Genomic DNA, 12154 nt, shown 5'->3' with positions numbered 1-12154 from the left:
CGGCCTGGCGGCCAATCAGGCCCGCCAGAAGGGTTTGTCGGCCTCATAGGCGATGTCGGACCAGGACAGGCCGACGTCGTGGAGGTCGCGGGCGGTCCAGTTGGTCAGCTCGCGGCGGGTCCGGTAGCGCTCGTGCCAGACATGAAGCGTCTCGCCGATCTGCTGGATCAGGCCGGGCGCATGATGATTTGTCATCGAATTCTGGGTCAAGGTAGACATTTTCAGCTCCTGGAGCTAACTTGGCCGCTAATATCTGCGCTCGATCGCACTGCGACAAACGACAATTTGTACCTCTTCGCATGAAATAACGTCATGTATCCTGCTGCCAGATGACTGCCAGATTGCCCTCCCTGAACGGATTGCGGGCGTTCGAGGCGGCCGCGCGCCATCTCAGCTTCACGCTGGCGGCGAGCGAGCTGAACGTGACGCAGACCGCGATCAGCCATCAGATCCGGCGATTGGAGGAGGAGCTCGGCATCCGCCTGTTCATCCGGCAGAACCGCGCGCTGGCGCTGACGCCGGAAGCGCGCGACTATCTGCCGGGCGTCCGCGCCGCCTTCAACGACCTCCGCCTCGCCACCGACCGCCTGCTGCGCAGGGACGACGACAAGGTGCTGACGCTCTCGACGCTGGCCTCGCTTGCCGCAAAATGGCTGCTGCCGCGGCTGACGGATTTCCAGGAGCAGCATCCCGGCATCGACGTGCGGATCACCACGTCGACCAGCCTCGTCGACTTCCAGCGCGACGATGTCGATGCCGCAATCCGCTACGGCCGCGGCCAGTGGCCGGGCCTGCGTGCCGACTGGCTGATGGCGGACGAGCTGTTTCCGGTGTGCAGTCCGTCACTGCTGCGCGGTGACAAGCCGCTGCAGCGTCCGGAGGATCTGCGAAATCATCCGCTGCTGCACACCTCCAACGCCAACAGCGACGACTGGCGGCTGTGGCTGACGGCGGCAGGCCTGCCGGCCGATATCGCCAAGCAGCCCGGCATCACCTTCGACATGATCTTCATGACCATCCAGGCCGCGATCGACGGCATCGGCGTGGCGATGGGGCGGACATCCTACGTGCAGGACGACATCGCCAAGGGCCGCCTCGTCGTCCCCTTCAAGATCGCGCTGCCGGCCGATGCGGGCTTCTACCTGGTCGCGCCGGAGGGTCGCCGCGAGGCGCCAAAGCTCGCCGCGTTCCGTCAATGGATCGTCGCTGCAACGCAAAATAAAGCCTGAAAAATCATCAGCTTCCTCTGGAAAACCGATTGACTCGCCGCGCCCTGCGCGGGAAGGGGTAGGACAGATTGTCGCAGCAACACAACCTGTCGCCTGCCGAGAAGTGAGTTCCGGTCCGGCCACACTTGAAGGGGAGTAACGTCATGGCTGGACCAGCCACCTCAACCAATCCGCCCGAGATCAAGTCGCGCATCGGCGCGATCCTGCGCGCCACATCCGGCAATTTCCTCGAGCAGTTCGACTTCTTCCTGTTCGGCTTCTACGCCGCCGCCATCGGCAAGGCGTTCTTCCCCTCCACCAACGAGACGGCCTCGCTGCTCAACACGTTCGGCGTGTTCTGGCTCGGCGCCCTGATGCGGCCCGTCGGCGCGATCGTGCTCGGGGCCTACATCGACCGCATCGGCCGCCGCCAGGGCCTGATCGTCACGCTCGGCATCATGGCCATCGGCACGGTCGTGATCGCGTTCTGCCCGAGCTACGCGACCATCGGCATCGCAGCACCCGTCATCGTGCTGATCGGCCGCCTGCTGCAGGGCTTCTCCGCCGGCGTCGAGCTCGGCGGCGTGTCGGTCTATCTCGCCGAGATCTCGACGCCCGGCAACCGCGGCTTCTACACCTCGTTCCAGTCGTCGAGCCAGCAGGTCGCGATCTTCGTGGCCTCGATCCTCGGCTATCTTCTCTCCGAGGTGATGCCCGCCGACACGGTGGCCGCCTGGGGCTGGCGTATTCCCTTCTTCGTCGGCTGCCTGATCATCCCCCTGATCTTCTTCCTGCGGCGCACGCTCGAGGAAACGCCGGCCTTCCTCGCCATGAAGAAGCATCCGACGGCGAGCGAGGTGTTCGCCTCCGCGCTCGCCAACTGGCGCATCGTCATCCTCGGCATGATGATCGCGATCCTGACCACGACGACGTTCTACTTCGTCACCGTGTACACGCCGACGTTCGGCAAGACCGTGCTGAAGCTGTCGACGCAGGACGCGCTGCTGGTGACGCTGCTGGTCGCCGTAACCAACTTCTTCTGGAATCCGGTCGGCGGCGCGCTGTCCGACCGCATCGGCCGCAAGCCGGTGCTGATCACCATCGCCTGCCTGTCGCTCGTCACCGCCTACCCCGCGCTGCACTGGCTGGTGGCGGCGCCGACCTTCGGGAAGCTGCTCGCGGTCGAGATGATGTTCTCGTTCTATTTCGGCGTCTACAGCGGCACCATGCTCGGCGCCCTCGTCGAGATCGTGCCGGCGCATGTCCGCACCACCTGCTTCTCGCTCGCCTTCGCGCTCGCAGCCGCGCTGTTCGGCACCTTCACGCCGTTCGCCTCGACCTGGTTGATCGAGCGGACCGGCGACAAGGCCTCGCCCGGCTTCTGGCTGATGTTCGCCGCCCTGCTCGGCATCATCGCGGCCTCGACCGTGTATCGCGGCGGCGGCAAGGCGGTGCCGACCTATGATGCGGTGGCGGAGCCGGTTGCGGGGCGTTGACGGTCATTCCGGGGCGCCTCGAAGAGGCGAGCCCGGAATCCATTTCTCCCAGCATTCCAGACGCACGATGATTCCGGGTTCAGCCTGCGGGCTGTCCCGGAATGACAGTGGGGCTACAGCTCCACCACCACGTAGTCGCTCTCGACCTTCACCGGGATCGTCTCGGCGACGTACGGCCCCTTCACGACGCTCGCGCCAGGCGCGACATGGGCCGGATAGGCTTTCACGCGGAAGCGGCGGGGGTCGCAATAGGACTGGCCGGTGCGGATGTCGAACTCCCAGCCGTGCCAGGGGCAACGAATGATCTCGCCAAGCCTGGTGTATTCGATCTCGCCGGGATCGCTCGATTGCGCGAGCCCGATCAGCGGGCCCTCGCACAGCGCCGCGCCCTGATGCGGGCAGCGGTTCATCAGGCCGAAATACTCGCCCTTGATGTTGAAGACCGCGATCGGCCGTCCCTCGATCTCCAGAAATTTTCGCGTGCCTGGCGGAAGCTCGTCCACTGGCGCGATCACGTGACGCGCCATCAATTGATTCCGTAGAGCTTCCGGGCATTGCCCAGGTAAAACGCCTCGCGGTTGGTATCGCTGACGCCCGCCGGCAAGACGCGCGACGGCTCGTCGTAGTCCCAGTGCGGATAATCGGTCGCGAACAGCAGGCGGTCCCAGCCGATCCACTTGATGACGTCGAACAGATCCTCGCGCCGCTCCGGATCCTCCATCGGCTGCGTCGTCCACCACACCTGCTCGCGGATATATTCCGACGGCGGACGCTTCACATGCGGCACTTCGCTCCTGAGCCGCTGCCAGGCCTTGTCCAATCGCCACGCAAGCGACGGCGCCCAGCCGAAGCCGGCCTCGATCATCACCATCTTCAGCTTCGGGAAGCGTTCGAACACGCCTTCAAGTACGAGGCTGGCCAGCGCCGATTGCTGGCACTGCGAATGTCCCACCATCTCCTCGATGTAATAGGAAGGCCAGCCCGACGGCGTGATCGGGTTGCCACCGAAGCCGAAGGCGTGGACGCCGACGGGAAGGCCGGCCTCTTCCGCGGCCTGATAGATCGGCCAGTAGCGACGCTGGCCGAGCGGCTCGACGTTGCGGCTGAGCAGCAACACCTGAACGAAATTCTTGTCGCCGGCGCGCTCGCGGATTTCGGCGGCCGCCGACAGGCCGTCCTCATTGCCGACGACGATGGACGCTTTCAGCCGTTTGTCCTTGCTGGTCCATTTGTCGATCTGCCAGTCGTTGATCGCCGAGCACAAAGCGGCCGAGAGCTCGTGATTGCGGATGCCCTGCCCGGCATTGAGCGGATTGAGCACGCCCAGCTGCACATTGTTGGGGTCGAGCAGCTGCTTCTGCATGAAGGAGAGCGAGGAGCCCTGCGGCCCGCCTTCCGGCGGATAGGCGTCGCGGCGCGAGGCGTTGGGCTGGGCCTTCGGATAGGGCGGGCCTTCCATCATGCCCTGATAGGCGTGCACGCCATAGACTTCGAGATGATGCTGCCAGCGTTTGGCGAGATAGGGATAGAGCTCGGTGCGGGTCGCGCGGGCCGGATGGATGTCACAATCCGCGATCGCGGTCTTGGTCGTCAGGGGGGAAGCGGCTTCGGTGCTCTCGCGGAATTGAATATTCATCGCCTTGCCTCCTTTTGCAGCGGCTAAGTCAGGCGGGGATAGGTCGCATGCGGATTGTCGATCATGATCTTGCGCACGAGATCGGGGGTGAGGCCCTGGGGGAGCGCGTCCTGGCCGTCGAACTGCCAGTGTGGATAGTCCGTGGAGAATAGGACCAATTCATCCGACTGCATATGATCAAACAGGCGAATTAATGTCTCGGGTTCCGGCGGCGCATCAAATGGCTGTAACGAGAAGCGGATGTTGCTGCGCACAAGTTCCAGCGGCGCGCGATCGACCCAGGGCGTCTCCATCCGCACCCCGCGCCAGAATTTGTGAAGCCGCCAGAGAAAGGGGGAGATCCAGGACACGCCGGACTCCAGCATCACCATTTTCAGCCGCGGATATTTGGCGAACACGCCCTCGACGATCACGCTGGTGAGCTGGGTCTGGAACGCCTGGGCCTGACCGACATAATCCTCGATGTGATAGGAACCCCAGCCCACCGCGGTCGGCGGATTGTGATAGGCGGAACCGGCATGAATGCCGACCGCGAGGTCCAGCCGCTCCGCGGCCTCGTAGATCGGCCACAGCGCGCGCTTGCCGAGCGGCACGTCGCCCATCACCAGCATCAACACCTGTACGAAACGGCGGTCGTGCGCGCAGCGTTCGATCTCGGCGACGGCCTTCTCGACGCTTTGCGTGGGGATCACGATCGAGCCGCGCAGCCGCTTGTCACGATCGAGCCATTCCTTCACCAGCCAGTCGTTCAGCGCACGGCAGAAGGCGGCCTGCATGTCCTCGGAAAACACCATCTGCACGGCGTAGAGCGGATTGCAGATGGCATGGCTGACCTGAAAAGGATCGAGCACATGGCGCTGCATGTCTTCCAGGCTCGCGCCCGGCTTGCCGCTCTCGGGACGCCAATCGGGGCGCGCCACGATCGGCGAGTTCTGCGGGTAGGATTGCGAGACGAGGTCCATCATGCCGCGCGTCGTCACCTGATCGCGCCAATAGTCGTTCAGGTACGGCAGCAGGCTGGTCAGATGCGGCACGGCCGGATGCACGTCGCAATCCACCCCGCCGGCGATCAGGGACGCCATCACGTCTCCTTCACGTTTCCTCGTCACGTCTTCTCGCGGTCGGCTTGGCCGCTCCGCCTTGTGTGCGCCATTCAAGCAGGCCTGACCGTCGCCCGCAACTCGGCCAAGGCAGCCAGCTTATGCTAGGAAGGCTGAGCTCGGTTGCGAGGGAATGAGAGGTCAAAGGGATGAAAGAGCTCGTCGGCATTGCTGAACAGGTTGCGGCGAAACTGATCGCGCGCAAACAGACCATTGCGGTCGCGGAATCCTCGACCGGCGGCCTGATTTCGGCCGGCCTGCTCGCGGTGCCCGGTGCATCCGCCTATTTCCTCGGTGGCGCGGTGGTCTACACCCGCGATGCCAGGCGCGTGCTGATGGATATTTCGGACGAAGGAATGAAGGGCTTCCGCTCCTCGTCGGAGCCATACGCAAAGCTGTTGGCCGAGCAGATGCGCAGCCGCTTCAATTGCGACTGGGGCCTGTCCGAGACCGGCGCCGCCGGCCCCACCGGCAACCGCTACGGCGACGCCGCCGGCCATAGCTGCATGGCGGTCGCGGGGCCGGCGGCGGAAGTGATCACGCTGGAGACGGGCGGCAATGACCGGCTTGCGAATATGCAAGTGTTTGCGACGACGGCGCTGAAGCTGCTGCTGAGGAAGCTATCGGAATAGCCGCATCGTCGTTTGCGGACGAGAGAGCGGCGCCGTCTTACATCTCGTGTCGTCCAGGCGAAAGCCAGGACCCATAACCCCAAATGGAAATTGTTGCGGTCGGCGGGGCCGCAGCTTCTTCCAACAACATTCGATGGTGGTAATGGGTCCTGGCCTTCGCCAGGACGACGTTGGGGAGGCACGGTGCCTACCGCCCTAAATGCCGCATGAAGATCCGCACCACATACCCCTTGAACCGCGGCGCTTCGTCGTAAAGGTCCGATGCGATCCGTTCGATGGTCTCGCGCAGGGACAGGAATTGCGCCTGCCGCGCGCTGCTCTCGGTGCCCTGCATGCCTGCAAGTTCGTCCATCGCGGCGTCGGAGATCTGGCAGTGCACGACCTCGCCATCGTTCAGCATGGTGAAGCGAAAGGCCAGACGTTCGAGGTCGTGGCCGATAATCCTGTCGCGCGTCAGCGGCATCCAATTGTCCCGTTCGCGCCCCCGAACGGGACAATGCTGAAAATCTGACGCGTTGTCACCACCCGCGCCAGAGTGCATGGCCGTCATACGACGCTCTTCAACAGCGCGCTCCCGTCAGTCGGCCACGCTCCGGCGTCAGTAGACGAGCGCCGTACCGGACGGCTTGTCCAGTGCCGCGGCCAGCGATCTGTACTCATCGCAATCCGTCCCGCAGATGGATGCGATCCGGCCGAGGTGATAGAGCGCCTGCTCGCGGTTGCCCCGCTCGAGCTGCCACAGTCCGTAATATTGCCACGTCAGCACGTGGTTCGGATCTGCCCGCAAGGCGCGCTCGTACCAGACCTGCGACTGCTCGTAGTCGCCGAGCTTGCGATAGGAGTAGCCGATGAGGTTGGCGACGTTCGGATGGTCGTCATGGCCGAGCGACTTCAACTGCGCGATCGCGGTCGCATAGTCGTTACGCTCGTAGATGGTGTCATAGGCCACGCGGTAACCGGCAGCGAAAGCGGGATCGCCTATGCTGGACTGGTTGCCTTGCTTCTTGCCCTTCTGGGTCGCCTTGGTGCCCGGCCGCTTCGGATAGGTTGGCTGCGGCTTCTGATCCGAATAGGCGCCGGCGTAGGGATCGGTAGAACTGATGCTGCCGCCGCCTCCACCGCCGCCGCCCCCGCCCCCGCCCGCGGCGAGCGCCGGCGAACTCAACAGGGCTGCAGCAAATGTGCCGAGTGTGACGAGCCTGATCATCCCAGTGAACATCTCCGTCTCCTGTCCTGCTTCAAGCGGCCCCGGACGAATTGATAACCCTGCCTCGGCAGCGATATTCCAGGTGCTGTGTTCACGGAGACGTCAGCGTTCGTACGACAGTTCTGTTGTCCTTTACTGGAATGCCACTTCGGCAAAGCTTCTCAGCTTTCGCGAATGCAGGCGCTCCGACTCCTGCTGCTTGAGCCGCTCCAGCGCCTTCAGGCCGATCTCGAGATGCTGGCCGACGCGGCGGCGGTAGAATTCGCTGGCCATGCCCGCGAGCTTGATCTCGCCGTGCAGCGGCTTGTCGGAGACGCAGAGCAGCGTGCCGTAGGGGACGCGGAAGCGATAGCCGTTGGCGGCGATCGCGGCCGATTCCATGTCGAGTGCGACCGCGCGCGATTGCGACAGGCGGCGGATCATCTCAGGGCCTGAGATCTCCCAGTTGCGGTTGTCGACGCTCGCGACCGTGCCGGTGCGCATCAGGCGCTTGAGCTCGAAGCCTTCGAGGCCCGTGACGTCCTCGACCGCCTCCTCGAGCGCGACCTGCATCTCGGCGAGCGCCGGGATCGGCACCCAGAGCGGCAGTTCGCGGTCGAGCACATGGTCCTCGCGCACGTAACCATGGGCGAGGACATAGTCGCCGAGCCGCTGCGTGTTGCGCAGGCCCGCGCAATGGCCGAGCATCAGCCAGGCGTGCGGGCGCAGCACCGCGACGTGGTCGGTGACGTTGCGCGCATTGGACGGGCCGGTGCCGATGTTGATCAGGCTGATGCCGCGATAGCCGGGCTCGACCAGATGGAAGGCCGGCATCTGCGGCATGCGTGTCGGCGCGTCCCCGCTCGTCGCGCCCCCGCTCCGCGTGATCACGTTGCCGGGCGCGACGAAGGCGTCGAGGCCGGCCTCGCCGGACTGAAGCCGCTGCTGGCAGAGCTGCGCGAAGGCATCGACATAGAACTGGTAGTTGGTGAAGATCACGAAGTTCTGGAAGTGCTCGGAATCGGTGCCGGTGTAGTGATAGAGCCGGCGCAGCGAGTAATCGACCCGGGCGGCCCGGAACAGGGACAGCGGCTCCGGCGCGCCGGGCTGGAGCTCGAAGGTGCCGTCCGCAATCGAATCGTCCATGGTGGCGAGATCGGGCACGTCGAACGCGTCGCGCAGCGATCGCGTCACAAGGGAATTCTCGCCGGTGGTGATGGCGGCTTCGATGTTGATGTCGCGGCGATAGGCGAAGTGGATCGGGATCGGCTCCGCCGACTCGCCGATCTCGACGGGTACGCCGTGGTTCTGGATCAACAGGCCGATCTGCTCGGTGAGATAACTGCGGAACAGATCCGGTCGCGTCACGCTGGTCTCGTGCACGCCGGGGCCGGCGACGAAGCCATAGGAGAGACGCGAATCCAGCCGCGCATATGTCGCGGTGGTGAGGCGGACGAAGGGGTAGTAGGCCCGCGCCCTTGTCGTGATCGCTTCGCCGCCGACATAGGCCTCGAACCGGTCGCGCAGGAATTTCGTATTGCGTTCGTAGATCTCCTCGAGCCGCGCGACGGCCGCGGACGCGTCGGAGAAGGATTCGGTGGCGATGGAGGGCGGGGATTGCATGGTTCGAACGCCGGGTTCGTGGGGCTTGAGTCGAACTATAGCAAGACGCAGCCAAGCCGTCATTGCGAGCGCAATGACGAGTTGGGGGTGACGCGCCGCCGCGCGTCACTTCTCCCGGAAGGCCCGCATCAACTGGTCGTGCAGCGGCTTCATCAGATAGGACAGCATGGTGCGGTCGCCGGTCTGGACGAAGGCTTCCACGGGCATGCCGGGGATCAGCTTGGAATCGCCGAGCCGGACGACCTCTTCGGCCGGCAGCGAGACGCGGATGGTGTAGTAGCTCTGGCCGGTACGCTGGTCGGTGGTGACGTCGGGCGAGACGCGGCTGACGACGCCGTTGAGCTCGGGCGTGGTGCGCTGGTTGAAGGCGGACAGGCGCAGCAGCGTCTTCTGGCCGATCTGGAGCTTGTCGATATCGACCGGATTGACCTTGGCCTCGACCTGGAGATCGTCGGCCTGCGGCACGATCAGCATCAGCGCATCACCGGCGGTGACGACGCCGCCGACGGTGTGCACGGTCGATTGCAGCACCATGCCGTCCTGCGGCGCGCGGATGTCGACGCGGCGGAGCTGGTCCTCGGCGGCGACCTTGCGCTCGATCAGCTCGCCGATCTTGTCGTTGGTCTCGCGCAAATCCTTGGAGACCTCGCTCACCATGTCCTTGTCGACCTGGATGATCTGAAGCTCGGTCTCGGTGATCTTGCCCTTGGCCTGCGCCCGCGAGGCGATGTACTGCGCCCGCTCGCCGTTGAGGCGAGCGCTGTCGCGCTCGAGCGTGGTCAGGCGCGAGATCTGCACGAGATGCTTCTCGTAGAGATCGCGCACGCCGGTGAGCTCCTGCTGCACCAGCGAGATTTCCTTGTCCTTGGCCCGCTCCTGCGCGGAGAGACCCTCGATCTCCTCGTTGAGCTGCTGGATGCGCTCGCGGAGCTGCGCCTTCTGGCCGGCACGGCCGTTGACGCGGACGTCGAACAGCTTGGTTTCGGCGGAGAGCAGCGTCTTGACGTCGTAATCGTTGCCGCGATCGAGCAGCGATTGCGGGAAGTCGATCCTGTCGATACCGCGCTGCTCGGCCTGGAGCCGTGCCGCGCGCGCCAGCGCGGCGTCGAGATTCTTGGTGACGATGGCGAGGTTCGCCTTGGTGACGGTGTCGTCGAGCCGCACCACCACGTCGCCGGCCTTGACCACGTCGCCGTCGCGGGCGCGCAGCTCGCCGACCACGCCGCCGGTCGGGTGCTGCACCTTCTTGACGTTGGATTCGACCACGACCTGGCCCGGTGCGATCAGCGCCCCCGAGATCTGCACCGTGGCCGCCCAGCCGCCGAGGCCGACGACCAGGACCAGCACGATCCCGAGCCCGAGCATCAAGTGAAACTTGATGGAATCCCGCACGGTCTTCTTGGCGGCGGGCTTGCCGCCACCGATCGCCATCGTGCTCATGACTTTGTGCTCATGACTTTGTACTCATGACTTGGCCACTCCGCCCTCACTGACGACCTTGATCGGTGCCGGCGGCGTCACGCGCGGCTGGAGCACCTGGGCGAGCACCTGCTCCTTCGGGCCGAAGGCCTGCATGCGGCCGTCGCGCAGCACCAGGATCTGGTCGACCGCCTCGACGCCGATCGGCCGATGCGCCACCACGACGACGATGGCGCCGCGCTCGCGGGCGGCGCGGATGGCGCGGGTCAGCGCCTCGTCGCCTTCGGTGTCGAGATTGGAATTGGGCTCATCGAGCACGATCAGGAACGGATTGCCGTACAGCGCGCGCGCCAGCGCCACGCGCTGCGCCTGGCCCGCGGACAGCGCGCCGCCCTGCTCGCCGACCTGCGTGTTGTAGCCCTCGCGCATCTTGATGATCATCTCGTGCACGCCGGCCTCCTTGGCCGCGGCGATGATGCCGTCGGAGGTAGCCTCGGGGTCGAAGCGGCTGATGTTCTGCGCGATGGTGCCGCCGAACAGTTCCACGTCCTGCGGCAGATAGCCGATGTGCCGACCGAGCATGTCGGATGACCATTGGTCGAGCGCCGCGCCGTCGAGCCGCACCTTGCCGCGCACCGGCTGCCAGACGCCGACCAGCGCGCGGATCAGCGAGGATTTGCCGGAGCCGCTCGGCCCGATCACGCCGAGGCCGTTGCCGGCGGCGAGCGCGAAGGTGATGTCCTGCACGATGAGGCGCTGATCGCCCGGCGGAACCATGGCGACGCCCTCGACCGAGAGCCGGCTGGTGGGCGCCTGCAACTGGGTCGGCATCGTCTGTGCCGGCATCTGCTCCAGCAGGCGTGTCAAGCGCTGCCAGCTCTGGCGGGCCGCGACGAAGGATTTCCAGTGCGCGATGGCGAGATCGACCGGCGCCAGCGCGCGGGCCGACAGGATCGAGCCCGCGATGATGATGCCGGCGGTCGCCTCCTGGTGGATGACGAGATAGGCGCCGACCGCGAGCACGGCGGATTGCAGCATCATGCGCAGCACCTTGGCGACCGCGCCGAGGCCGCCGGCGACGTCGCTCGCACGCTGATTGCCGGCGAGATATTTTTCGTTGGCCTCGCTCCAGCGCTGGTTCATCCGGCTGGTCATGCCCATCGACACCATCACTTCGGCATTGCGACGGCTGGAGGCGGCGAGATCGTTGCGCTGGGCCGCAAGCCCCATCGCATCCTTCGCCGGCTGGCGGGACATGAACTCGGTGACCACCGTCAGGCCGACCAGGATGATGGCGCCGACCAGCGCGGTCACGCCGATCATGACGTGGAAGGCGAAGCAGATGGCGAGATAGAGCGGCAGCCAGGGCAGATCGAAGAACGCGCTCGGTCCCATGCCGCCGAGGAAGGAGCGGACATTGTCGAGGTCGCGCAGCGGCTGGAGGCCCTCGTTGCGGCTGCCGATCAGCAGCGGCAGGCGCACGACGGTGTCGAACACGCGCTTGTTCAGGGCCTCGTCGAGCGCGGTGCCGATCCGCCCCAGGATCCGGTTGCGGATCATGTCGAGCACGCCCTGCGCCGCGTAGAGGAAGCTGGCGATGATGATCAGGCCGACCAGCGTCGGAATGCTGCGGCTCGGCAGCACCCGGTCGTAGACCTCCAGCATGAAGATCGACCCGGTCAGATAGAGCAGGTTGATCATGCAGCTCATCAGGCCGACGCCGACGAATGCCGTGCGACAAGCGCGCAGCGCGTCAGCGAGCTCCGAACGGCGAACGCCAGGGACGGCTGCCATCAGTCTGGTCTCTTTCGGGTAAGGGGCAAAGCCCCTGATTTCAAAGGCAATTTCAGGAGT

General features: G+C 65.3%; 12 protein-coding genes. 3 read left to right on the top strand and 9 right to left on the bottom strand.

Annotated features, from left to right (window positions below; genetic code table 11):
• Positions 1-15: 15 nt before the first annotated feature.
• Positions 16-219 (bottom strand): DUF1127 domain-containing protein, encoded by a 204-nt coding sequence (locus tag ACVWW6_RS10995; RefSeq protein ID WP_027543408.1) that lies wholly within the window; start codon positions 217-219, stop codon positions 16-18.
• Positions 220-329: 110 nt separating this feature from the next.
• On the opposite strand from ACVWW6_RS10995, the gene ACVWW6_RS10990 reads away from it, so the two are divergent.
• Together ACVWW6_RS10990 and tcuC are read left to right on the top strand one after the other, a co-directional pair.
• Positions 330-1229 (top strand): transcriptional regulator GcvA, encoded by a 900-nt coding sequence (locus ACVWW6_RS10990; RefSeq protein WP_011090628.1) that lies wholly within the window; start codon positions 330-332, stop codon positions 1227-1229.
• Between the two features lie 143 nt (positions 1230-1372).
• Complete coding sequence (gene tcuC, locus ACVWW6_RS10985; RefSeq protein WP_011090629.1) at positions 1373-2704, top strand: MFS transporter; 1332 nt, start codon at positions 1373-1375, stop codon at positions 2702-2704.
• Between the two features lie 113 nt (positions 2705-2817).
• Here tcuC and ACVWW6_RS10980 read toward each other — a convergent pair whose 3' ends face one another.
• The 3 genes from ACVWW6_RS10980 to ACVWW6_RS10970 are packed head-to-tail and all read right to left on the bottom strand — an operon-like array spanning position 2818 to position 5422.
• Positions 2818-3231, bottom strand: a complete 414-nt coding sequence (locus tag ACVWW6_RS10980; protein ID WP_011090630.1) for a Rieske (2Fe-2S) protein — start codon at positions 3229-3231, stop codon at positions 2818-2820.
• The gene (locus tag ACVWW6_RS10975) at positions 3231-4340 is read right to left on the bottom strand and encodes an amidohydrolase family protein (RefSeq protein WP_028173738.1); all 1110 of its coding nucleotides are present in this window, start codon (positions 4338-4340) and stop codon (positions 3231-3233) included. Before ACVWW6_RS10975 ends, ACVWW6_RS10980 begins: the two co-directional genes overlap by 1 nt.
• 23 nt (positions 4341-4363) lie before the next feature.
• Positions 4364-5422 carry an amidohydrolase family protein gene (locus ACVWW6_RS10970; RefSeq protein WP_038966124.1) on the bottom strand — a complete coding sequence of 353 codons (1059 nt, stop codon included), beginning with the start codon at positions 5420-5422 and terminating at the stop codon, positions 4364-4366.
• Positions 5423-5589: 167 nt separating this feature from the next.
• Between ACVWW6_RS10970 and ACVWW6_RS10965 the strand changes: the two genes are divergently transcribed.
• Positions 5590-6072: a CinA family protein gene (locus ACVWW6_RS10965; protein WP_011090633.1), complete on the top strand. Its 483-nt coding sequence runs from the start codon at positions 5590-5592 to the stop codon at positions 6070-6072.
• Between the two features lie 187 nt (positions 6073-6259).
• Here the strand turns inward: ACVWW6_RS10965 and ACVWW6_RS10960 are convergent, their stop codons facing one another.
• From ACVWW6_RS10960 to ACVWW6_RS10940, 5 genes are all read right to left on the bottom strand, one after another.
• Positions 6260-6535, bottom strand: a complete 276-nt coding sequence (locus tag ACVWW6_RS10960; protein ID WP_028173735.1) for a DUF1488 family protein — start codon at positions 6533-6535, stop codon at positions 6260-6262.
• A 135-nt stretch (positions 6536-6670) separates the two neighbouring features.
• Complete coding sequence (locus ACVWW6_RS10955; protein WP_456680715.1) at positions 6671-7291, bottom strand: tetratricopeptide repeat protein; 621 nt, start codon at positions 7289-7291, stop codon at positions 6671-6673.
• A 120-nt stretch (positions 7292-7411) separates the two neighbouring features.
• Positions 7412-8881, bottom strand: a complete 1470-nt coding sequence (locus ACVWW6_RS10950; protein WP_456680714.1) for an AMP nucleosidase — start codon at positions 8879-8881, stop codon at positions 7412-7414.
• 105 nt (positions 8882-8986) lie between these two features.
• A complete protein-coding gene (locus ACVWW6_RS10945; protein ID WP_028173732.1) occupies positions 8987-10321 on the bottom strand; it encodes an HlyD family type I secretion periplasmic adaptor subunit in 1335 nt (444 codons plus the stop codon).
• 24 nt (positions 10322-10345) lie between these two features.
• Positions 10346-12094, bottom strand: coding sequence for a type I secretion system permease/ATPase (locus tag ACVWW6_RS10940; RefSeq protein WP_456680713.1), 1749 nt, complete (start codon positions 12092-12094; stop codon positions 10346-10348).
• Positions 12095-12154: the final 60 nt, after the last annotated feature.

The sequence above is a fragment of the Bradyrhizobium sp. USDA 3311 genome, assembly GCF_054062495.1.
Note: the sequence above shows the minus strand (reverse complement) of the source record. Positions and strands in the feature narration are given on the sequence as shown.